Raw genomic sequence first — 25,802 nt, 5'->3', positions numbered from 1 at the left:
ACGACGGTGTTACTGCTTCACCCTGCTGTGATACAGGGCCTGCCCGTCATGCCACCAGGCGGCCAGGCTGAACACATCCGGCACCTTGAGGATGCTGAAATGGTTGCCTGGCCCCTGCCACACCTCCAGCTGTGGCAGCCATTCACGCCAGCCATCTTCCATAGCCTGTTGCTCGCCCTGGTTGCCGGCGGCGTCCAGGCTCGGATCGGCCACCAGCACCAGCCGCACCAAACCGTTGAAGCCTCCCTCGGGGCGATACACCGTGCGCAGCGCCGTGGCGAAGGTGCGCACCACGCCTTCGAGCGCCTGCGGCGAGGAGCGCGACGGCATCAGGCCGACCCGTACCATCGCCGCGTGCAACTGGCGCAGCTGCTCCTGATCGTCGGTTTCGGCGAAGGCTAAAGGCTCGATGCCCAACGACTTGCCGGTGGACAGTTGCAACGACTCGATAAGCCGCTGCAGGGCCTGGGTATAGGTGTACGGCTTGCCGCAACTGCCCCCCGCGCCCGGCGCCTCGCTGTCGATCAGGGTCAGGGAGCGCACCTCGCGCCCCTTGGCCTGCAGGCGTATCGCCATGGCATGGGCCACCCAGCCACCGAACGAGTGCCCGACCAGGTTCAACGGCCCTTCGGGGTACAGCGCCTCTATGGCCTGGACATGGCACGCCGCAGCCACCTCGACCGAGCAATGGGGCACTTCACCCGCAGCCAGGCCGCGCGCCTGCAGGCCATGCACCGGCCAGTCCGGCCCCAGCGCCTCGGCCAGGCCGATGAAGCTGGTCACGCTGTCGCCGGCCCCCGGCACGCAGAACACCGGCACATGGCCCGGCGCGCCACTCTGGATTGCCAGTAGCGGCTGGTGCGTCGCCGGCGCGAGCGCCGACGCGGCCTGCATCGCCTGGGCGATGGCCTGGCCGAGCACGGCGGCTTGCGGGTCCTGCACCATGCTCTGGTGATCGCCCGGCACGCTCAGGCACTTCAGTTCCTGCCCAGGCAAGGCCTCGGCCCAGCCCAGGCTCGGGCTGTCGGTGACGATACCGGCGCTGCGCTGTTCGGCTATGAACAGGTGCAGTGGCACCGGCAACGGCGCCAGGCGATAGTGAGCCAGGGCATGGCCATGGGCGAGGTGACGCTCGAAGAAGTGGCGCAACTGTCCATCGCTGGCCTGGGCCAGGCCCGGCACCAGCAACTGTCGCTCACGGCAGAGGGCAAGCAGTGCCTCGAAGGGCAATGCGCCCGGCTGCAACGCCTCGATCTCGGCCAGTTGCATAGCCCCCGCCTCACCCTGCGCCTGCCAGTGCACGCGGCAATGCAGCAGCAACTGCGCTTGCACCAGGTGCGGCCCTTGCCAGCGCGCCTTGCCCTGGTCGCTCAGGCGCGGCACGTAGGTGTCGATCAGGCCGACGAAGGCCACCGGCTCGTCCGCGCCCAGCAATTGCGCCGCCACCTCGTAGGCCAGCACACCGCCGAACGACCAGCCGGCCAGGCGATACGGCCCGTGTGGCTGCACGGCGCGAATCTGCTGCACCAGGCGCGCCGCCAGGCACTCCATGGTGTTCAGTTGCGCCTGCCCGACGGCAACGCCGGCCAGCCCATAGACAGGGAAATCACCTTCGATATGCCGCCCCAGGACCGGGAAATACAGGTCCAGGCCACTGAACTCATGGATCAGGAACAGTGCAGGCTGGCTGCCGGCGGCACGCACCGTGACCAGGCCCTGCGCCTCATCCTCTGCCGCCACCTCGTCGAGCAGCGGCGCCAGGGCGGCAATGGTCGGGTGCTGGAACAGCTGGGCCAGGGTCGTGTGCAGGCCGGCCTGGCGCATCTCGCCCACCAGGCGGATCGCCGACAGCGAATGCCCGCCCAGTTCGAAGAAGCTGTCATGCCGCCCCACCCGCTCGACCTCCAGCACCTGCGCCCACAGCGCGGCCAACGCCTGCTCCACAGGCGTAACCGCCGCCTCGAACACCGCCACGGCAAGGTCTTGCGCGCCCGGCAGCGGCAGCGCCCGCCGGTCGACCTTGCCATTGTTGGTCAACGGCAACGCCTCGAGCAAAACGAATGCCGCCGGCAGCATGTACTCCGGCAACCGTTCGCGTAGGAAGCCGCGCAGCGCCACGCCGTCCAGGTCCATGTCGGTACGGGTGTACCACGCCACCAGGCGCAACGGCCCCTGTTCCAGGCGCAAGGCCATGACCACGGCCTCCTCCAGTCCCGGGCACTGGGCCAGGTGCTGCTCGATCTCACCCAGCTCGATGCGGAAACCACGGATCTTCACCTGGTCGTCGGTGCGGCCCAGGCATTCCAGCTGGCCATCCTCGCGCCAGCGGGCCAGGTCACCGGTGCGGTACAACCTCGCCCCGACAGCTGCGGCGAACGGATCGTCGAGGAAGCGTTCGGCGGTCAGCTGCGGACGATTCAGGTAGCCGAGGGCGACGCCATCGCCGCCAATGTACAGCTCACCGGTCACGCCTTCGGGCAGCAGGCGCCCATACGCGTCCAGGACATAGGCCGTGGTGTTGCCGATCGGGCCACCGATGGGCACGTGCTCGCAGCCGTCGACCAGCGCCCGCACCGTGCTGGCGGTGGCAAAGGTGGTGGTCTCGGTGGGCCCGTAGCAGTGCACCAGGCGCAACTGCGGCGCCCGGGCCAACAAGGCGCGGAAGCTGGCGGGCTCGCCGCGCTCGCCGCCGCACAGCAGGATGCGCAGCCCGGCCAGGGCTTCGGGGATCAGCTGCACATACTGGTTGAACAGCGCCGTGGTGACGAACATCACGCTGGCGCCGCCCTGGCGCAGGGCGGCGGCGAACTGTGCTGGCTCGACCAGGGTCTGGTGGTCGATCACCAGCACCTGGCCGCCGTTGAGCAGGCCGCCCCAGACATCCATGGTCGCGGCGTCGAACGCCGGGTTGGCGACGAAGGCGAAACGGTCCGTGGCGTTGAAGTCGGCATAACCGTTGTTCAGCACCAGCCGGGCGATGCCGCGATGGGTCACCCGCACGCCTTTCGGCGTGCCGGTGGAGCCGGAGGTGTACATCACGTAGGCCACCGAGTCGGCCTCCAGGGCCAGGCCCGGGTTGTACGCGGGCTGCTCGTCCAGCGCCAGGCAGTCCAGGTCGATGCGCCGCGCCTCGCAATCCGCCGCCAGGCTGCCGAGGGTCAGCAGCATCACCGCCTGGCAGTCCTGGACCATGAACGCCTGACGCTCGGCCGGGGCGTTGATGTCCAGCGGCACATAGATCGCCGAACACTTGAGCACGGCCAACTGCGCGACCAGCAAAGGCAGCGAGCGTGGCAGCAGGATCGCCACATGATCGCCGGCCGCCACCCCCTCGCCGATCAGCCAGTGCGCCAGGCGGTTGGCCTGCTCATTGAGCTCGGCGTAACTCAGCTGGCGCTCATCATGCAGCGCCGCCAGCGCCAATGGATGGCGCGACACCTGTTGCTCGAACAGGCGGTGCACGGGCACCGACCTGGGGTAGTCGCGTTGCGTGGCGTTGTATCCGAGCAATCGGCGACGCTCCTCGGCCGGCACGATGTCCAGCCGCTCCAGGCCTTGCTCGGGATCATGTACCAGGGCCTCGACCAGGTGTGCGAGAGCCTGCTCGAGGTAACCGCACAGACGCCGGGCGTCCAGGCCCGCCGCGCACTGCGCGGTCAGGCTGAAGCGCTCCCCGAGGTCGTCGATGCTCAGGGCCAGCGGGTAGTTGCTGCGTTCCTGCGCATGCAGCAGCTCGATGCCCTGCCAGGCACGCCCACTGGCAGTGTCATGGGCCAGCGCGGCGGCACTGTGGCGGTAGTTGAGCAAGGCGCTGAACAGCGGCGCACCGGGCGGTAAGGCACTGCAGCGCTGGGCCAGGGCCAGTTGCGCATGCTCGTGCACCAACAGCCCGGTCAGCCGGCGATGGGTGTCCAGCAGCGCCTCGCGCACCGGCAGGCGGCCCACGTCCAGGCGCAGCGGCAAGGTGTTGATGAACACGCCCAAGGCCCGCTCCATGCCTTCACCACCCTGCAGGCGACCGAGCAGCACGGTGCCGAACACCACGCTGTCGCGTCCCGACAACTGCCCCAGCACCAGGCCCCAGGCCAGGTGCATCAGGCTGGCCGCGCCGACACCCAGCAGCCGCGCCTGTTCGCGGGCCCGTCGCGCCAGCCCGTCGTCGAGCCAGTGCTGGGCTTCGGCCACGGCGTCGGCGTGGGCCAGCGGATGCGGACCGTAGGCCAGGGTTGGCTCGTCGATATCGCCCAACTGCTCGCGGAAGTACGCCTCATGCTCGGCCTCGCCGGCTCCCTGCAGCACCTGGGCGATGTAGTTGCGGTACGGCACCGGCGGCGGCAAGCGCAGCTGCTCGCCGAGCAGGCAGGCCTGCAATTCGGCGCGCAACACATCCTGGGCCACGTGGTCCATGACCAGGTGGTGGAACAGCAAGGTGGCGGTGATACGCCCGCTGCTCGGGTCCTCGCGGTGCACCAGGCGCAGCAGCGGCGCGCGGGTCAGGTCCAGGCGCAAGCTGATCGGCTCATCCGCGGCCAGTTCCTGCACGGGCAACGTCGCCTGGCGCCATACCACCTGCACCGGCTGCGCCAGACCTTCCCAGTACAACGAAGAACGCAGGATGTCGTGCCGGGCGATCACCTGGTCCAGCGCCTGGCGCAATGCCTCCAACCGAGCCTGGTCGGCCACCGCGAAACGCGCCTGCAGCAGGTAGGGGTCGTCACCCTCGCTGGCCAGGTGGTGATAGAGGATCCCTGCCTGCAACGGCCCCAGCGGGTAGATATCTTGCACATTGGCGGCACCGCCAGGCACCTGGTCGACGATCCGCTCGATGTGCGACTGCTCCAGCGCCACCAACGGCAGCAAGTCCGGCGTGATGCGCCGGCAATCACTGCCGATGCGGTTGGCCGGCACCCGGCTCCCGCCATGCTGGCCCAGGGTCGCGGCCACCGCGGCCAGGGTCGGTTCGGCGAACAGCACGCGGATGTCCGCGTCCAGGCCCTCGGCGCGCAAGCGGGCGATCAGGGTCACGGCCAGCAACGAGTGGCCACCGAGCTCGAAGAAATGGTCCTGGCGCCCTACCCTCGGCACGTTGAGCAACTCGGCCCATAGCGCCGCCAGATGGCGCTCGGCCTCGCCTTGCGGCGCCTCGTAGGCACGGCTGAGCACCGCGTCGGCACCGGGGTCGGGTAGCCGCTGGCGGTCGAGCTTGCCATTGGCCGTCAATGGCATGGCCGGCAGTGCCACGTAGGCCGACGGCACCATGTAGTCCGGCAAGCGTGCCTGGGCATGCTTGCGCAATGCCGCCACGCCCGGCGCGCCATCGTCGGCCGTGAACCAGGCGACCAGGCGCTCGCCGCGCAGCAGCACCGCCACTTCGCGCACGTGCGGATGGCTGGCCAGGCAGGCCTCGATCTCGCCCAGCTCGATACGCAGACCGTGCAGTTTCACCTGGAAATCGTTGCGGCCAAGGAACTCCAGCTCGCCATCGGCGCGACGACGCACCAGGTCGCCGCTGCGATACAGGCGCTCATCGACCACGAACGGGCTGGCACCGAAACGTTCGGCCTCCAGCACCGGAAGGCCCAGATAGCCACGCGCCACGCCGACGCCGCCGATGTACAGCTCGCCCACCACGCCCCGCGGTACCGGCAGACCATGGCTGTCGAGCACATACAGGCGGGTGTTGGCGATCGGCCGACCGATCGGTGGCGCCCCTTCGGGCACGGGCTGCCGGGGCTCGAGGGTCCAGACGCTGCAGTCGACGGTGGCCTCGGTGGGGCCGTAGACGTTGTGCAGCCGCACCTGCGGCAGGCGCTCGCGCAACTGGCGCAGCAACGCCGAAGTCAGCTCGCCACCGCCACAGACCACATCGGTGAGGCTGTCGCAGGCCGCGCTGGCCTCCAGGGCGAGGAACTGCTGCAGCAGCGCGGGCACGAACTGCACCACGCTGACCCGCTGGCGCTGGATCAGCGCCGCCAGGTAGTCCGGGTCGCGCTGGCCATCCGGGCGCGCCAGCACCAGGCGCAGGCCGGCACACAACGGCCAGAACAGCTCCCAAACCGACGCATCGAAGCTCACCGGGGTCTTGTGCAGCAGCGCGCCTGCGGCGCTCGGGGCGATCAGCCGCGAACTCCAGTGCACCAGGTTGCACAGGCTGCGGTGCTCGACCATCACCCCTTTCGGCGTGCCGGTCGAGCCGGAGGTGTAGATCACGTAGGCCAGGTGGCGGGCGCCAAGGCCAGGTACCTGCGGATTGTCCGGCGACTGCTCGGTCCAGTCCGGCTGGTCGAGGTCCAGCCGCGCCACCGGGCTGTCGCTGAAGCGCCGGTTGCTGGCGGCATCCACCAGCAACGCCAGCGGCGCGCTGTCTTCGAGCATGTACGCCAGGCGCTCATCCGGGTAACCCGGATCCAGCGGCACATAGGCACCACCGGCCTTGAGCACCGCCAGCAGCCCGACCAGCAACCCTGGCCCCCGCGCCAGGCACACGGCGACCCGGCTGTCGGCGACCACACCCTGTTCGATCAGGCGGTGGGCCAAACGGTTGGCCGCCGCATTCAGTTCGGCGTAGGTCAGTTGCCCGTCCTCGGCCTGCACCGCGATGGCCTGCGGCGTACGCGCCACCTGCGCCTCGAACAGCGCGTGCAGCGGTTGCTGCAGGCCGCCGATCCGCTCGCTGGCATTGCAGGCCACCAGTTCCTGGCGACGCTCGGCGGCGCCGAGCAACTCGACCTTCGCCGGCACGGCCTGGTCGCTGCCCGCCATCGCCCACAGCAGTTGCTCCAGGTAACCCAGGTGCCGCTCGATGGTCGCCCGGTCGAACAGCGCGGTGGCGAACTCCAGGGCACCACCGTAGCCATCGGCGGTCTCGCCCAGGCTCAGGGTCAGGTCGAACTTGGCGAAGGTCTGCGCGCCGCCCAGCGCCTCCAGCTGCAACTCACCCAGGCGCAGGGCCTCGCCGGGCACGCCGTTCCACGCCAGCGATACCTGGTACAGCGGTGTGTGGGCCAGGCTGCGCGGCGGGTGCAAGCGTTCCACCACTTGTTCGAACGGCAGGTCCTGATGGTCCTGGGCCTGGCTCACGCAGGCCTTGACCCGGGCCAGCAGCGCGCCGACATCGGGGCTGCCGGCGGTATCGATGCGCAGCGCCAGGGAGTTGACGAACAAGCCGATCAGCCCCTCGACCTCGGCCTGCCGGCGGTTGGCCACCGGGGTGCCGATCACCACCTCGGCCTGGCCGGACAGGCGCGCCAGCAGCACCGCCCAGGCGCCGGCAAAAAGCATGAACGGAGTGCCCCCATGACGCAGGCACAGCGCCCGCAGGTCTTCGCTCAGGCGCCGGTCCAGGCGCACTTCGACGCGGTCGCCCAGGTAGTCCTGACGGGCCGGTCGCGGCCGGTCGGTGGGCAGGGTCAGCAGCACCGGCGCGCCGGCCAGGGCCTGGCTCCAGTAGTCGCCCTGGCGCTGCAAGACGTCACCGCTCAGCCAGCGACGCTGCCACAGGGCATAGTCGCCATACTGGATCGCCAGCGTCGGCAACGGGTCGTCGCGGCCTTCGCTGAAGGCCTGGTACAACGCCGCCAGCTCCTGGGTGAACACCCCCATCGACCAGCCGTCGGCAACGATATGGTGCAAGGTCAGCAGCAGCACATGGTGCTCCGCCGCCAGACAAAGCAGGCGGCCGCGCACCGGCAGCTGATGCGCCAGGTCGAATGGCAGCAACGCCTCGGCCTGCATCAGCTCGGGCAACTGCTGCGCCGCGCCGCGCAGGTCATGCCAGGCCAGGGCGAAGCCGCCCCGTCCGGGCGCCACCCGCACCCGCGCCTCGGCGCCTGCCTGGGTGAAGTGGCTGCGCAGGCTCTCGTGGCGCTCGACGATGCGCTCCAGCGCCCGCTCCAGGGCGGCACGGTCCAGCGGGCCGCGCAAGGCCAGGCCCAGGGGAATATGGTAGGCGGCGCTGGCATCGTCCATCTGCGCCAGGAACCACAGCCGTTGCTGGGCGAACGACAGCGGCAGGGACTGCCCGCGCGGCGCCGGCTCGATGGCCGGCAGCACGTCGTGGCGATCCTCGGCCAAGGTCGCCGCCACCGCCAGCAGGCGGTCGTCGGCGAACAGCTCGCCCAGCGACAACTCCAGGCCTAGCCGTGTGCGCACCTGGCCGACCATGCGCATGGCCAGCAGCGAATGGCCGCCCAATTCGAAGAAGCGGTCCTGACGGCCTACCCGTTCCAACTGCAGGAGCTCGCCCCACAGCTCGGCCAGGGCGACCTCCAAGGCCCCAGCCGGGGCCTCGTAGGCCTGGCTGTCCGCTTCGCGCTCGGGTAACGGCAGGGCCTTGCGGTCGACCTTGCCATTGGCGGTCAACGGCCAGGCATCCAGCCGCACCCAGGCCGCCGGCACCATGTAGGCGGGCAGGCGCTGTTGCAGCGCGGCGCGCAGGGTACCCACCGGCTGCGCCTCGGCGCCGGCAATGTAGTAGGCCACCAGCCGCGGCTGCCCGGGCTGGTCCTCGCGGGCCAGCACCAGCGCTTCGGCGACACCCTCCAGGGCGAGCAACTGCGCCTCGATTTCGCCCAGTTCGATGCGCAGGCCGCGCACCTTCACCTGGTCGTCGTTGCGGCCCAGGTAGTCCAGGGTACCGTCGGCATTCCAGCGCGCCAGGTCGCCGGTGCGGTACATGCGTGCGCCGGGCACCTCGCTGAACGGATCGTCGAGGAAGCGCTCGGCGCTCAGCTCTGCGCGGTTCAGGTAGCCCCGCGCCACACCGGCGCCACCCACGTAGAGTTCGCCGGCCACACCGCTCGGCACCAGCTGCCGCGCATCATCCAGCAGATACACGCGGGCATTGGCGATCGGCCGGCCGATGTCCAGCACGCCGCCCGGCAGCACCAGGCCCGAGGTGGCGACCACGGTCGCCTCGGTAGGGCCGTAGTTGTTGACCACCACAAAGCCGGGGTCGCTGTTGAACTGACGCAGGCGGTCACCGCCGATCAGCAAGGTGCGCAGGGTCGGGTGGCGCAGCCCCTGGGCGAAGGCGTACTCGGCGACCGGGGTCGGCAGGAACGCCACCTTCAGGGGTTGCTCCAGCCACCAGGCCAGCAGACCGTCGAGCTGCTCGTTGCCCAACTGCGCCGGTGGCAAGTGCAGCACCGCGCCGGCGCACAGCGCCGGCCATACTTCCCAGGCCATGGCGTCGAAACCGAAGCCGGCGACACTGGCGGTGTGATCCCCGGCGCCGAGCTCGAAGGCCTTGCAGTGCCAGTGCACCAGGTTGGCCAGGGTGCGGTGCTCGACCATCACGCCCTTGGGCTGGCCGGTGGAGCCGGAGGTGTAGATCACGTAGGCCAGGTGGCTGGCCTGCAGGCCGGGGACCTCGGGGTTGTCCGTACGCTCCGGCCAGTGCGGCCTGTCCAGTGCCTGCGCCGCCACGCCCAGTCCTGCAAGACGCGGCAACAATGCCTGCTGCGCCAGCACCACCACCGGGGCGCTGTCCTCGAGCAGATAGCGCAGCCGCTCGTCCGGGTGCGCCGGGTCCACCGGCACGTAGGCGCCGCCGGCCTTGAGCACCGCCAGCAAGGCCACCAGGGTGTCGAGGCCTCGGCGGGCCACCACCGCCACCCGCTCGTCGGGGCCGACACCCTGCCCGACCAGGTAATGGGCCAGGGCGTTGGCGCGCTGGTTCAACTCGCCATAGGACAGGGTCATGTCGCCTTGGCTGGCGGCCAGTGCCTGCGGTGTGCGTGCCGCCTGGGTCTCGACCAGGCCATGCACGGTCTGCCCGTTCGGGAACGCCAGGGCACTGCGATTGAAGGTGTCCAGCAGGCGCTGGCGCTCGGCCTCGCCCACCAGTTCGACCTCGGCCAGCGGCGCCTGGTCATTGGCCAGCATGGCGCGCAGCATACTGTCGAAATAACCGGCGAAGCGGCGCACGGTGCTTTCATCGAACAGCGCTGTGGCGTACTCGAGGCTGCCGACCAGTGCCTCGCCCTGCTCGCCCATGCTCAGCGACAGGTCGAACTTGGCTACCTGGCCGACCTGTTCCACGCCTTCCAGCCGCAGCCCCGCCAGGGTCGGCGCGGCGCCCTCGGTGGCCAGCCAGTTGAGGGTGGTCTGGAACAACGGGGTATGGCCGAGGCTGCGCGCCGGCCGGGCGATCTCCACCACCTGTTCGAAGGGAAGGTCCTGGTGCGCCTGGGCGTCGAGCAGGCGCGCCTTGACCTGCGCCAGCAGGCGCTCGGTGCTTGGCGCGCCGGCGGTATCGATACGCAGGGCCAGGGTATTGACGAACAGGCCGACCAACGGCTCCAGTTCGGCGCGCCCGCGCCCGGCCACCGGGCAGCCCACCACCACCTCGGCCTGCCCGCAAAGCCGCGCCAGGGTGGCGGCCCAGGCGCCGAGCAGGACCATGTACAGGGTCACCTGGTGCCGTTGGGCCAGGGCCCGCAGGCCGGCCCCCAGGCGCGCATCCAGCTGCAGCGCCAAGCTGGCGCCGCTGAAATCCTGGCGCGCCGGTCGTGGCCGGTCGCTGGGCAGGCTCAGCAAGGTCGGCGCGCCGTCCAGTGCCTGGCGCCAATAGTCGGCCTGGCGTTGCAGTTGCTCACCGGCCAGCCAGCGCCGCTGCCACACGGCGTAGTCGGCGTACTGGATGGCCAGCGCCGGCAACGGGTCGTCCTTGCCCTCGCGCAGCGCCGGATACAGCGCGCTCAATTCGCGGGTCAGCACGCCGAGGGACCAGCCATCGGCGACGATATGGTGCACGGTGAGGAGCAGCACATGGTGCCCCTCACCCAGGCGCAGCAGGCTGGCCCGCAGCAACGGCCCCGTCGTCAGGTCGAAGGGCGCGGCGGCCTCGTCACGCAGGTGCCCGGCCAATGCCTGCGGCGCCAGCGTCCGGCGCTGCAGCCAGCCGGATTGCGGGGTCGCGGCGATGATCACCTCGGCACTGTCGCCGCAGGGCACGAAGCGACTGCGCAGGCTCTCATGGCGTGCGACGATGCGCAGCAAGGCGGCCTCCAGCGCATCGGCATCCAGTGCGCCGCGCAGGCCCAGCGCCAGCGGCACATTGTAGGCCTGGCTGCCGCCTTCCAGTTGCGCGAGGAACCACAGGCGCTGCTGGGCAAACGACAGCGGCAAGGGTTGCTCACGGGACACCGCGACCAGCGCTGGCAGCTCGCTGCGCCCGGCGCCGGCCAGCACCTGGGCCACCGCCGCCAGCTCGGGATTGGCGAACAGGTCGGCCAGGGCCAGTTCCACGCCGAGGCGCAAGCGCACCTGGGAAACCATGCGCATGGCCAGCAGCGAATGCCCGCCCAGCGAGAAGAAGTGGTCATGCCGACCAACCCGCTCCACGTGCAGCAGCTCGCCCCACACCTGGGCCAGGGCCGATTCCAGCTCACCCTCGGGGGCCACGTAGGTACGCTCGAACAGGGCCGAGCGTTCCGGCGCTGGCAGCGCACGGCGGTCGAGCTTGCCGTTGGCGGTCAGGGGCAGTGCGTCCAGCGACACATACGCCACCGGCACCATGTACTCCGGCAGATGGGCCAGCAACTGCCCGCGCAGCTGCTCAGGCTGGGCCGGCTCCAGGCCCGCCTGGGCGGTGAAGTAGGCCACCAGCCGCGGTTGGCCGGGCTGGTCCTCGCGGGCCACCACCACCGCCTCGCCGATGCCCGGGAGGCCGTTCAGGCGGCTTTCGATCTCGCCCAGCTCGATGCGCACGCCGCGAATCTTCACCTGGTCGTCGTTGCGGCCCAGGTAATCGAGGGTGCCGTCGGCCAGCCACCGCACCAGGTCGCCGGTGCGGTACATGCGTGCACCGGGTGTCGCGCTGAACGGGTCGTCGAGGAAGCGTTCGCGGGTCAGTTGCGCGCGGTCCAGGTAGCCACGGGCGACCCCGGCGCCGCCGATGTAGAGCTCGCCGGGCACACCCAGGGGCACGGGCTGCAGGTACGCATCGAGCACGTACAGGCGGGCGTTGTCCACGGCGCCGCCGATGTGCAGGGCGCCGCCCGCCTCCACCACGCCGGAGCTGGCTACCACGGTGGTCTCGGTGGGGCCGTAGTTGTTGACCACGGCGAAGGTCTGGGTGCGGTTGAACTGGCGCAGGCGATCGCCGCCGATCAGCAAGGTACGCAGGGTCGGGTGCTCGAGCTGGTGGCTGAAGGCATACTCGGCCACCGGCGTGGGCAGGAAACTGACATCCAGCGGCTGGGCGCGCCACCAGGCCAGCAGCGCGTCGAGGTCTTCGTGGCCTTCGCTGGACGGGGCCAGGTGCAGGGTCGCCCCCGCGCACAGCGCCGGCCAGACTTCCCAGGCCATGGCGTCGAAGCCGAAGCCGGCCAGGCTCGAGGTGTGGCGCCCCTGGCACAGGTCGAACGCGCGGCAGTGCCAGTCCACCAGGTTGTTCAGGTTGCGGTGTTCGACCATCACCCCCTTGGGCTGGCCGGTGGAGCCTGAGGTATAGATCACATAGGCCAGGTGCGCCGGGCCCAGGCCGCTCACCTGGGGATCGTCGTGGCGCGCTGGCCAGTCCGGCAGGTCGAGTGCCAGCACCGGCGTCGCGCGCGTGCCCAGGCGACCGCGCAGCGCCTGCTGGGTCAGCACGGCCACTGGCGCGCTGTCATCCAGCAGGTAGCGCACGCGCTCGTCGGGGTGTGCCGGGTCCACCGGCACGTAGGCGGCGCCGGCCTTGAGCACCGCGAGCAGGCCGACCAAGGTGTCCAGCCCGCGCCGGGCGAACACCGCCACCCGGTCGTCGGGGCGCACGCCCAGGCCGATCAGCTGATGGGCCAGGGCGTTGGCGAGCTGATTCAACTGCTGGTAGCTCAGCGACTGGTCGTCACAGGTGGCGGCAAGGGCCTGCGGATGGGCCTGGGCCACGGCTTCGATACGCTGGTGCAACGGCCCATGAGCATCCGTGGCGCCAGGGGTCTGGTTGAAGGTTTGCAGGATGTGCTCGCGCTCTTCGTCCGGCAGCATCGGCAACGCGCGGACTACAACCGCGGATGCCTGGTTCAAGGCTGCAAGCAGGCTGCGCAGGGTCTGCTGCAGATAGGCGCAGACGCGTTGCGCCGGCACTTCTGGGCTGGCCAGCAAGGTCAGGCGGAAGGCTTCGCCGAAGTCGTCGACGCTCAAGGTCAGCGGGTAGTTGGTGGCCTCGGCGGCATGCACGATCTCGATACCTGCCCAGCCTGCCCGGCGCACCGCCTCGGAGCCTGAGGGCGCGCTGTGGCGATAGTTGAGCAAGGCGTTGAACAGCGGGGTCGGCGCCGCCACGCCGCTGCAGCGCTGGGCCAGGGCCAGGGGCGCATGCTCGTGGCGCATCAGTGTGCTCAGACGCTGGTGGGTGGCCTTGATCGCCGTGGCCAGGTCGGCGGCATCCAGGTCGACCCGCAGCGGCAAGGTATTGATGAAGATGCCCAGCGCCCGGTCGGTGGCCTCGGCGCCTTGCAGGCGCCCCATCAGCACGGTGCCGAACACCACCTGTTCGCGCCCGGTCAGGCCACCCAGCACCCGCGCCCAGGCCAGGTGGAACAGGCTGGCGACGCTCACCCCCTGGCTGCGCGCCTGGCTGCGCAGGTCGCGGCACAACGCCAGGTCGAGATCCAGGGCGTGCTCGTTCAGCGCCGCGCCGTCGCCCTGCACATCGCCCAGGCCATAGGCCAGGGTCGGCCCGTCGACACCACCGAGCATGTCGCGGAAGAACGCCTCGTGTTCGGCCTCGCTCACGCCCAGCAGGGCCTGGGCCACGTGGTTGCGAAACGGCACCGGCCGGCCCAGATGGGCACTCTCGCCGAGCAGGAAGGCGAGCATCTCGTGGCGCACCACTTCCAGGGCGCTGTGGTCCATGGCCACGTGGTGGAACTGCAGGGTGGCGTGGACCTGCCCGCCGGGCTCCGGCGCCTGGCACTGCAGGCGGATCAGCGGGGCCTGGGTCAGGTCGAAGCCGGTGTCGGGCAACGCGCCGGGAGCCAGTTGCACGACACGCAGCCGGGCCTTGCGCCAGACCACCTGCAGCGGGGTTTCCAGGGTCTTCCAGTGCACCGAGGTGCGCAGGATGTCGTGGCGTTCGATCACCCCTTGCAGCGCCTGGGCGAAGGCCTCGACCCGGCTGCTGTCGGCAAACACGAAGCGCGCCTGCATCACATAGGGATCATGCTCGCCGGCACTGGCGTGGTGGAACAGCATGCCCTGTTGCAGCGGCACCAGCGGGTAGATGTCCTGCACGTTGGCCGCCCCGCCGGGGATGGCCGCGACCAGCTGGTCGAGACTGTCCTGGTCGAGTTCGGCCAGGCTGAGCATGGCGCAGGTGATGCGCTCGCAATTGGCGGGGATGCGGTTTTCCGGCACTTCGACGCTACCCTGGCGCGCCGCCACGTATTCGCCGCGCTCCAGCAGGGCGACCAGCGCCGGCTTGTGCTCGCGCAAGCGTGCCACCAGGGCCGCGTCGGTCAAGGCCTGGCGATTGCCCTGGACCACCAGCTGGCCATCCTTGAGGGCCAGCTGGACATTGTTGGCGGTCAGTGTCGCCAGTAGTTCGTTGATGCTCACAGGACGATCTCCATTCTGTCTGTGATGGCGGCATAGCCTGCCAGCGTCGGGTGTTCGAACAGGCTGCGCACGTCGGCCTCCAGGCCCGCTTCGCGCAGGCGCGAGGTGAGGGTCACCGCCAGCAGCGAGTGGCCGCCCAGTTCGAAGAAGTTGTCATGGCGCCCTACCCGCTCCACGCCCAGCAGCTCACTCCAGATCCGCGCCAGCAGCTGTTCGGTGTCGCCGGCTGGCGCCTCGTAGTCGCGGGTCGGCAGGTCAACTGCCGGCAGGGCCTTGCGGTCGAGCTTGCCGTTGGCGGTCAGCGGCAGGGCCGGCAGCGGAATGAACAGTGCGGGCACCATGTATTCCGGCAGCTGGCCGAGCAACGCTTCGCGCAAGGCCTCGGCCGGCGGCACGTCGCCGGTGACATAGGCCACCAGGCGCGGGCCGGCCGGCTGGGCGTCGTGCACCAGCACCACGGCTTCGCGCACCCCGGCTACACAGGTGAGGCAGGCTTCGATCTCACCCGGTTCGATACGCAGGCCGCGCAGCTTGATCTGGTGGTCGGTGCGGCCGAGGAACTCCAGCACGCCGTCCTGGCGCTGGCGTACCAGGTCGCCGCTGCGGTACAGACGCTCACCGTCAACGAACGGGCTGGCGATGAAACGCTCGGCCTGTTGCTCCGGCAAGCCCAGGTAGCCCCGCGTCACCCCGGCTCCGCCGATGTGCAACTGACCGGCCACACCGAACGGCACGGGCTGGTCGTGGGCGTCGAGGACGTACAAGCGGGTGTTGTCGATCGGCCGGCCGATCGGCAATGCGCCCGCCGGCAGCGGATCTCGCGCTTCCAAGGTCCAGACGCTGCAATCCACCGTGGTCTCGGTGGGGCCATAGACGTTGTGCAGGCGCACCTGCGGCAAGCGCTCGCGTACCTGGCGGGCCAGGGCTTCGGTGAGCTCGCCACCACCGCAGACGATGTCGGTGAGGCTGGCGCAGGCGGCACTGGCGTTCTCGTCGAGGAACTGCTGCAGCAAGGCCGGCACGAACTGCACTACGTTCACCTGCTGCCGTTCGATCAGCTCCACCAGGTACTGCGGATCGCGCTGGCCATCCGGGCGCGCCAGCACCAGGCGCAACCCGCTGCACAGCGGCCAGAACAGCTCCCACACCGAAGCGTCGAAGCTCACCGGGGTCTTGTGCAGCACCGCGCCTTCGCTCGGGAACAGCCCGGCGCTCCAGTGCACCAGGTTGACCACGTTGCGGTGCTCGACCATCACCCCCTTGGGCACGCCAGTAGAGCCGGAGGTGTAGATCACATAGGCCAGGTGCTGCGAGGTCAGGCCAGGCACCTGCGGATTGCTGTCCGGCAGGTCGCCCCAAGTCGGCTGATCGAGGTCGACCAACGTCGCCGACGAACCCACCAGGGCCCGGGTGGCCTGTTGCACCAGCAATGCCCGCGGCTGGCTGTCGGCGAGCATGTGGCCGAGGCGCTCGGCCGGATAGTCCGGGTCGAGCGGCACATAGGCGCCACCGGCCTTGAGGATCGCCAGCAGGCCGACCAGCAGCGGCAGGCCGCGCTCGACGCAGATCGCCACCCGGTCGTCGGGCTGCACGCCCAGTGCGATCAGGTGATGGGCCAGGCGGTTGGCCTCGGCATTGAGCTGGATATAACTCAGCTCACCCTGCTCCGCGCAGATGGCCACGGCCTCGGGCGTACGCAGGGCCTGGGCCTCGAACAGCGCCTGGAGGGTCTGGGTCAGGTCGTGAGGCCGCGCCGTACGGTTGCAGTCGTGCAGTAGCTGACGGCGCTCATCGAGCGACAGCACCGGCAGTTGTAGCAACGCCTGGCGTGGCTCGCGTGGCAGCGCTTCGACCATGGCCTGCAGCACCTGCTGCAGCTGCTCGCAGACCCGCGCGGCGCCGACCGCCGCCGGGGCCAGGGCTACCAGACGGAAGCTTGCACCGATGTCGTCCACGCTCAGGCTCAGCGGATAGTTGCTGCGCTCGTTGCTTTGCAGGGTCTCGATACCCTGCAGCGCCAAGCGCTGGGCCTCGTCCGCCTGGCTGCCGTGACGGTAGTTGAGCATCGCGCTGAACAGTGGCGCCGGCGCCGGCACGCCGCTGCAGCGCTGGGCCAGGGCCAGCGAAGCATGTTCGTGGGCGAGCAAGGCGCTGAGGCGCTGTTGGGTCTGATGCACCGCTTCCTGCAGGGTCGCGGCCTGCAGGTCCAGGCGCAGCGGCAAGGTGTTGATGAACATGCCCAAGGCCTGTTCGGCGCCTTCGCCAGCTTCCAGCCGGCCCAGCAGCACGGTGCCGAACACCACGCTGTCGCGGCCGCTGGTAGCGGTCAGCAGACGGCCGTAGGCCAGGTGGAACAGGCTGGCGACGCTGACGCCCAACTGCCGGGCCTGTTGCCGCAGGTCTGCGCACAGGGTCTCGTCCAGCCACAGCTGGGCCTCCTCGATAGCCTGGCCATCGACCTGCACGTCGGCCAGGCCGTAAGGCAAGGTCGGCTCGTCGATATCGCCCAGTTGCTCGCGGAAGAACGCCTCGTGCTCGGCCTGGCTGACGCCCAGGCGCGCCTGGGCCACGTAGTTGCGGTACGGCGCGCCCTGCTCGGCGGGCACCGCCGCGCCCTGCAGGTAACCGACCAGCTCGCGGCCCAGTACATCCAGGGCGGTATGGTCGAGGACGATATGGTGGAACTGCAACGCGGCCAGCAACCCTGGACCTTGCGGGTCCGGCCAGTGGTACAGACGCACCAACGGGGCCTGTTCCAGGGCCAGGGCGTGCGGCACCGCGGCTTCATCCGCCACCTCGAAGACCGCCAGAGCGGCCTGGCGCCACACCACCTGCACCGCCTGCGGTAGGCCGTCCCACAGTACCGAGGTGCGCAGCACGTCGTGGCGGGCGATCACCTTGCCCAGGGCATCGACGAAGGCGTGCAGGCGTTCTTGGCTGGCGAACGCCATGCGCGAGGCCAGCACGTAGGGGTCGTGCTCCGGCGAGCTGAGGTGGTGATAGAGGATGCCTTCCTGCAACGGCGCCAGCGGGTAGATGTCCTGCACGTTGGCCGCGCCGCCCGGCACCGTGGCGACGATGCGTTCGATGGCGGCAGGTTCCAGCTCCACCAGAGGCAGCATGTCCGGGGTGATCCGGGTGCAGCCGGCCGGAATCCGGTTGGCCGGGACCTCGACCTGACGGCCCTGGCCCAGGGTCGCCGCCAGCGCCGCCACCGTCGGCTGGCCGAACAGGGTGCGCACGTCGGCCTGCAGGCCGGCCTGGCGCAGGCGCGCGGTGAGGCTCACCGCCAGCAGCGAGTGGCCGCCGAGTTCGAAGAAGTTGTCGTGGCGACCAACCTGCTCGATACCCAGCACTTCGGCCCAGATCGCGGCTATTGCCATCTCGGAAGCACCGCTCGGCGCGACATAGGCTTGGCGAACCAGGGCCGAGGGATCGGGATCCGGCAGCGCCTTGCGATCCAGCTTGCCGTGGCTGGTCAGTGGCAGCGCGTCCAGGCGCACCAAGGCTTGCGGCAGCAGATGCGCCGGCAGGCTGGCCTGCAAGCCCTCGCGCAGGCGCTCGATATCGACCGTTGCCGCTTCGGTAAACCACGCCAGCAGGCGCTCGTCGCGCACCAGCACCACGGCATCGGCGATGCCCGGCTGGGCCTTGAGCGCGGCCTCGATCTCGCCCAGTTCGACCCGCACGCCGCGGATCTTCACCTGGTCGTCGTTGCGCCCCTGGTAGTCCAGGGTACCGTCGGCGTTCCAGCGCACCAGGTCGCCGGTGCGGTACATCCGGCCAGCGGCGAACGGGTCGTCGAGGAAACGCTCGGCGGTAAGGTCGGGGCGGTTGAAGTAGCCACGAGCGACCTGCGCTCCACCGATGTACAGCTCGCCGGTCACGCCGACCGGCACCGGTTGGAGCTGCGCATCCAGCACATAGACACGGGTGTTGGCGGTCGGCTTGCCGATATGCAGCGCGCCACCCGGCTGAAGTTGACCGGACGTCGCGACCACCGTGGTCTCGGTCGGGCCGTAGTTGTTGACCAGCACGAAGCCCGGATCGCGGTCGAACTGGCGCAAACGGTCGCCGCCCACCAGCAAGGTGCGCAGGGTCGGGTGCTGGCGTTCGCGGCGCAGCGCCTGCTCGGCCACCGGGGTCGGCAGGAAGCTGACATCCAGCGGCTGCTCCAGCCACCAGTCGAGCAGTTCGTCCACGTGCTCGCCGCCAATCTGCACCGGCGGCAGGTGCAGCACCGCCCCGGCGCACAGCGCCGGCCAGGCCTCCCAGGCCATGGCGTCGAAGCCGAAGCCGGCGACGCTGGAGGTGTGGCTGCCGGCGCCCAGGTCGAAGGCCTGGCAATGCCAGTGGACCAGGTTGGCCAGGGTACTGTGCTCGACCATCACCCCCTTGGGTTGGCCGGTGGAACCGGAGGTGTAGATCACATAGGCCAGTTGATTCTCGTCCAGGCCCTGAACAACCGGATTGTCATCGGCTTGGTCCAGCCACTCATCGCTGTACAGTGCGACCTTGGCCACCTCGCCCACCAGCGACTCAGTGCTCGATTCGACCAGCACCAGCGTCGGCGTACTGTCACTGAGCAGATAGGCAATACGCTCCGCCGGATAGCCCGGATCGACCGGCACATAGGCCGCGCCGGCCTTGAGCACGGCGAGCATCGCCACCAGCCGTTGCGGGCCACGCTCCAGGCACAGTGCCACGCGGTCGCCCAGCATCACGCCACGCTCGATCAGGTGATGAGCCAGGCGGTTGGCGCGCTGGTTCAGTTCGCCATAGCCCAGGCGCTGCTCGCCCTGCACCACGGCCAACGCCTCGGGTGCCTGGGCCTCGACCAGCCCATGCACGGTGTGCCCTTGCGGGTAGCTTACAGCCGTGGCATTGAAGCCTTCGAGCACTTGGACCTGCGCTGTGTGATCGAGGATGGGCAATGTGTCGACCTGCACCGCGCCACCTTGCTCCAACGCCAGGATCAGCCCGGCCACAGCCGCGTTCATCCAGCCCGCGACCCGCTCGGCGCCGATCCCCAACAGGGCCAGCACGCTCAGGGTGAAGCCTTCGCCGTGGTCGTCCACGCTCAGGGTAAGTGGGTAGTTGCTGCGTTCCTCGCCGCCCAACTGGTGCATACCCTGGAAGCTGTCGCCAGCTGCTGCGGCGACATCAACCGGGCTGTGACGGTAGTTGAGCAAGGCGCTAAACAGTGGCGACGAAGCCGCCACCCCACTGCAACGCTGGGCCAGCGCCAGTGATGCATGTTCGTGGCCAAGCAGCGCCGACAGCCGCTGGTGGGTGAGCCGTACCGCGTCACTGGTCGCCTTGGCCGTGTCGATGCGCAACGGCAAGGTATTGATGAACACGCCCAACGCACGGTCGGCGCCCTCGCCGCCCTGCAGGCGGCCCATCAGCACGGTGCCGAACACCACGTCGTGACGCCCCGCCAGCACGCCCACCACCCGGGCCCAGGCCAGGTGCATCAGGCTCGCGGCGCTGACACCCTGCGCCCGCGCCTGTTCGCGCACCCGGCGCGACAAGGCCAGGTCCAGTGGCAGGCGGGCTCCCTCGATATCACGCCCGTCGCCCTGTACATCGGCCAGGCCCATGGGCAGGATCGGCTCCTCGACATCACCGAGCATGCCACGGAAGAACGCCTCGTGCCCCGCCTCGGCGGCGCCCAGGCGCACCTGGGCCACGTAGGTGCGGTACGGCACGGGTGCGCTCAGCAGGTGCTGGCGCCCGGACAGCAACGCCTGCATTTCATGGACAATGACCTCCATCGCCGTGTGGTCCAGGGCCAGGTGATGGAAGTGCAGCACCGCGACCACGCGCTGCCCGGCTGGGTCCATGGCGTAGGTCAGGCGCAGCAGTGGCGCCTGGGTCAGGTCCAGGCGCTGCGAGCGTGCGTCGAAATGATCGTGCAGGCGCTCGATCACCGCCTCCTCGCCCAGCCCAGTGACTTCGTGCACGTCCAGGCGGGCTTGGCGCCAGACCACCTGCACCGGCTCCGCCAAACCTTCCCAGACCACCGAAGTGCGCAGGATATCGTGGCGGTCGATGACCTGCTGCAAGGCACCGGCACAGGCTTGCAGCCGTTCCAGGCTGTCGAAGGCCAGGCGGGTCTGCAGCAGATAGGGGTCACCCTGCTCCGCGCTCAGGTGGTGATAGAGGATGCCTTCCTGCAACGGCGCCAGCGGGTAGATTTCCTGCACGTTGGCGGCGCCGCCCGGCACGCCGGCGACGATGCGGTCGATGCTGGCCTGGTCCAGTTCGATCAGGCTGAGCATCTCTGGCGTGATCCGGGTCGCATCGTGAGGGACGCGGTTCTCGGGTACGGCCACCTCTCGTCCAGAACCCACCGCCGCCGCCAGCGCGGCCAGGGTCGGCTGCGCGAACAGCACGCGCACGTCGGCAGCCAGCCCGGCCTTGCGCATGCGCTCGACCAGGCTCACCGCCAGCAGCGAGTGGCCGCCCAGTTCGAAGAAGTGATCATGGCGACCGACCTGCTCGACCTTGAGCACCTCGGCCCAGATCGCGGCCAGTGCCGTCTCCACCTCGCCCTGCGGCGCCTCGAAGGCGCGGCTGACCACGGCCTCGCTGCCTGGCTGCGGCAGCGCACGACGGTCGAGTTTGCCGTTGGCCGTCAGGGGCAGCGCATCCAGACGTACATAAGCCGACGGCAGCATGTAGTCCGGCAGCACGCCTTGCAGACGCTCGTGCAGTTCGCCGATCGCCGCAACGTCACCGGTGAAGTACGCCACCAGGCGTTTGTCTCCCGGCGCGTCCTCACGCACGATCACCGCCGCGTCGCGCACGCCCGGGCATTCGCCCAGGCGCGCCTCGATTTCGCCCAGTTCGATGCGGAAACCGCGCAGCTTGATCTGCTGGTCGGCACGGCCCAGGTAACGCAGGGTGCCGTCGGCCTGCCAACTGACCAGGTCGCCACTGCGGTACATGGTGCCGCCGTTGAACGGATCGGGCAGGAAGCGCTCGGCCGTCAGCTCTGGCTGACCCAGGTAACCCAGGGCCACGCCGTCGCCGGCGATGTACAACTCGCCCAGCGCCCCCACCGGCAGCAGTTGCTGGCGGGCATCGAGCACGTAGCAGCGGCTGTTGCCGATCGGTTTGCCAATCGGGATGCTGCCCTCGCCCACCTCGGTGATTTCGTGGGTGGTGCTGAAGGTGGTGGCCTCGGTCGGGCCGTAGCCATTGAGCAGGTGTTGCGGCGCGCCGTCACGCAGTACCCGGGCGATCACCGCCGGGTCCAGCACATCGCCGCCGACCATCAGGTAGCGGAGTTTGCGCAACGCCGGCAGCAAGTCATCGGCGAACTGGTGGAACAGGCCGGCGGTCAGCCACAGCACGGTGACGCCCTGCTCCAGCAGCACCTCGCGCAGGCCCTGGCGCGACAGCACCTGATCCTGGTCGATCACCACCACCGCGCCGCCGTTGAGCAGCGGCGCCCAGACTTCCAGGGTGCTGGCGTCGAACGCCGGGTTGGAGGCGAAGGCCACCCGGTCCTGGCTATCGAAGTTGGCAAAGCCGTTGTTGACCACCAGGCGCACGATGGCCCGGTGCGGCACCTGCACGCCCTTCGGTGTGCCGGTGGAGCCGGAGGTGTACATGATGTACGCCGCACTGTCGGCATCCACCTCCAGCCCTAGCGGCGCATCGGCATAGTCGCTCAGGTCGAGCCGGTCGAGTTCGACCCGGCGCGCCCCCGCCACTTCGGGCTGATCGCTGTGGGTCAGCAGCAACGCCGCCCCGCTGTCACCGACCATGAACGCTTGGCGCTCGGCCGGGGCATTGCCGTCCAGCGGCACGTACACTGCCGCGCACTTGCTCACCGCCAGTTGCGCCGCCAACAGGTCGAAGGAGCGTGGCAGCAACAAGGCCACGCAATCACCGGCATGCACGCCCAGTTCCAGCAGATACCCGGCCAGCCGATTGGCCTGCCGGTCGAGGGCCTGGTAACTCCAGCGCCTTGTGCCATGGGCCACCGCCAGCGCATCCGGGCTGGCCTTGGCCTGCGCCTCGAACAACACATGCACGGGCAGATCACGCGGGTAGTCGCGCCCGGTGGCGTTGAATTGGCGCAACACCCGCTCGCGCTCGGCTGCCGGCAAGCCATGCAGCCGGCTCAGTGGCGTTGCCGGCGTATGCGCCAATGCTTCGACCAAGCGGGCCAGGGCCTCCTGCAACAGCTGGCAGACCAAGCCGCCGTCCACGGCCGACACCGCTTGCACGGTCAGGGCGAAGCCATCCCCCAGGTCGTCGACGCTGACCACCAGCGGGTAGTTGCTGCGCTCATGGGCGGCCAGCAGTTCGATCCCCTGCCAGGCCTGGGCCTGCTCCGTGCCGCCAGCCGCGCTGTGGCGGTAGTTCAGCAGGCTGGTGAACAGTGCCTGTGAGGCCGGAACGCCGCTGCAGCGCTGGGCCAGGGCCAGGGAGGCCTGTTCATGGGCCAGCAGGCGCGCCAGGCGCTGGTGGGTCAGGCGCACGCCTGCGACCACGTCCATGTCGCCCACGCTGACCCGCAACGGCAGGGTGTTGATGAACATGCCCAGCGCCCGTTCGGCACCCTCGCCGCCTTGCAGGCGGCCGAGCAGCACGGTGCCGAACACCACCTCCTCACGGCCGGACAACTGCGCCAGCACCTGCCCCCAGGCCTGGTGCACCAGGCTGGCGACACTGATCCCCAGCGCCCGCGCCTGACCGCGCAAGCGTTGCGCCAGGCTGTCGTCCAGGTACTGGCGATGGTCGAGCACATGACTGCCATCGCCCAGCGCGTCACGCAGGCCGAAAACCTCGGTCGGCGCATCGATATCGCCCAGCAGTTGGCGGAACATCGCCTCCTGCGCCTGACTGTCGTCGCGCAGTCGCGCATGAGCCACATAGTTGCGGTACGGCACGCTGTCGCCCTGAGGCTCGCGGCCCAGCAGCACATCGCCGACCTCCGCCACCAGCAGCTCCATGGCGGCGTGGTCGAGGAGGATATGGTGCAGCAGCAGGGTCGCCTGCAGGCGACCCTGCTCCACACTGCTGCTCAGGTGCATCAGGGGTGCGCGCCCCAGGTCCAGGCGCACGCTGTCCAGTGCCGGCCGGATGTCCAGGCGCGCTTCGCGCCAGACCACCTGCACGGCCTCATCGAGCCCCTGCCAGTGCACGCTGGTGCGCAGGATGTCGTGACGGGCAATGACCTGGTTCAGCGCGGCGACGAAGGCGTCCAGCTCGGCCTGGCCGGCGAAGGCGAAGCCCAGTTGCAGCACATAGGGGTCGACCTCGGCGCTGGCCAGGTGGTGGTAGAGAATGCCCTGCTGCAACGGCGCCAGGGCATAGAGGTCCTGGACATTCGCCGCGCCGCCGGGGATCTGCCGCACGACCTGGTCGAGCGCCGCCTGGTCCAGTTTCGCCAGTGGCAGCATATCGACGGTGATGCGCTGGCAGTCGGCCGGGATGCGATTGGCCGGCACCTCCACCATCACTTCGCCGCCCACAGCCGCCGCCAGCGCCGCCAGGGTCGGCTGGCCGAACAGCACCCGCACATCCGCCGCGAGGCCCGCCTGGCGCATGCGCGCGGTCAGGGTCACGGCCAGCAGCGAATGGCCGCCGAGCTCGAAGAAGTTGTCGTGGCGACCGACCTGTTCGACACCCAGCAACTCACGCCAGAGTTGCGCCAACAGCGTCTCGACCCCGCCTTGCGGCGCCTCGTAGACCTGCTGCGTCGCCTCTGGCTGCGGCAGCGCCTTGCGGTCCAGCTTGCCGTTGGGGCTCAGCGGCAGCGCCTCGAGGTAGGTGAACGAGGCTGGCACCATGAACTCCGGCAATTGGCCGAGCAGTGCCGCGCGCAAAGCCTCCGGCGCCTGCCGGGCACCGGTGTAGTAGGCCAGCAGGCGCTGCTCGCGGGCCAGTACCACCGCCTCCTTGACCCCTTCGACGCGGGTCAGGCAGGCCTGGATCTCGCCTAGTTCGATGCGCAGGCCGCGCAGCTTCACCTGGTCGTCGTTGCGCCCCAGGTACTCCAGGTTGCCGTCGGGCAGATGCCGGGCCAGGTCGCCCGTGCGGTACAGGCGACCACCGGCCTGGCTGGCGAACGGATCGTCAAGGAAGCGTTCGGCCGTCAGTTGCTCGCGGTTGAGGTAGCCACGCGCCACCTGCACGCCGCCGATGTACAGCTCGCCGGCCACGCCCCGCGGCACGGGCTGGCCGTGGGCATCGAGCACGTACAGCGTGGTATTGGCGATCGGCTTGCCGATCGGCGTATTGTCCGGCGCCGTCACACAGTGCCAAGCGCTGACGTCCACCGCCGCTTCGGTCGGGCCGTAAAGGTTGTGCAGCTCGACCGTCGGCAGCTGTGCCTGGAAGCGCCGCACCAGGCTACCCGGCAAGGCTTCGCCGCTGCACAGCACGCGCTTGAGGCGGTGCGGCAGGACATCGCCATGGGCGAGGAACACATCGAGCATCGACGGCACGAAGTGCAAGGTGCTGACCTGCTCGGCGCGGATCACCTCGCGCAGGTACTCGGGGTCGCGGTGCCCGCCAGGGCGCGCCATCACCAGCCGTGCCCCGGTCTGCAGCGGCCAGAGGAACTCCCACACCGACACGTCGAAGCTGAACGGGGTCTTCTGCAGTACCACGTCGTCGGCACCCAGGCGATAGGCGTCCTGCATCCACAGCAGGCGGTTGACCACCGCGGCGTGCTCGTTCATCACCCCCTTGGGCAGGCCGGTGGAACCGGAGGTGTAGATCACGTAGGCCAGGTGGCGCGGGGTCAACCCTGCCACCTGCGGCGCCTGTGCCGGTTGCTCCAGCCAGGTCGGCAGGTCGAGGTCGATCACCGGCACCGCGCTGGCCTGCGGCACATGGCGTGTGGCGGCGTGCACCAGCACCGCCAGCGGGGCGCTGTCGCCAAGCATGTGGCGGATGCGCTCGGCCGGGTACTCCGGGTCCACCGGCACATAGGCGCCGCCGGCCTTGAGGATGGCCAGCAGGCCGACCACCATCGCCAGGCCCCGCTCGACGCAGATCGCCACCCGGTCGTCAGGCTTTACGCCCAGGGCGATCAGGTGATGGGCCAGGCGGTTGGCCTGGTCATCCAGCTGGCGATAGCTCAGTTCGCCCTCCTCTGCCTTTACCGCCACGGCATCAGGGGTGCGCCGCACCTGGGCCTCGATCATCCCGTGCAGGGTCTGGTCGAGGAGGTAGGCCTGGATAGTGTCGTTGAAATCGCCCAGCACCTGACGCCGTTCATCGGCGCTCAG

The 25,802-nt window shown here is 69.7% G+C and carries 2 protein-coding genes (1 of these 2 running past the window's edge); both read right to left on the bottom strand.

Going from position 1 to position 25,802, the window contains the following annotated elements:
• Positions 1-9: 9 nt before the first annotated feature.
• A complete protein-coding gene (locus CCOS191_RS12145; protein WP_046855420.1) occupies positions 10-14,544 on the bottom strand; it encodes a non-ribosomal peptide synthetase in 14,535 nt (4,844 codons plus the stop codon).
• On the bottom strand, positions 14,541-25,802 hold the 3' portion of the coding sequence (locus CCOS191_RS28535; protein WP_046855419.1) for a non-ribosomal peptide synthetase. The gene runs 14,184 nt beyond the window's last position; only the last 11,262 of its 25,446 coding nucleotides appear in the window; the start codon falls outside the window, past its right edge; its stop codon occupies positions 14,541-14,543. Before CCOS191_RS28535 ends, CCOS191_RS12145 begins: the two co-directional genes overlap by 4 nt.

It is taken from the genome of Pseudomonas sp. CCOS 191, from assembly GCF_001007005.1.
GTDB classification, from domain to species: domain Bacteria; phylum Pseudomonadota; class Gammaproteobacteria; order Pseudomonadales; family Pseudomonadaceae; genus Aquipseudomonas; species Aquipseudomonas soli.
The sequence above is the reverse complement of the archived record's forward strand: the minus strand, read 5'-3'. Positions and strand labels throughout refer to the sequence as shown.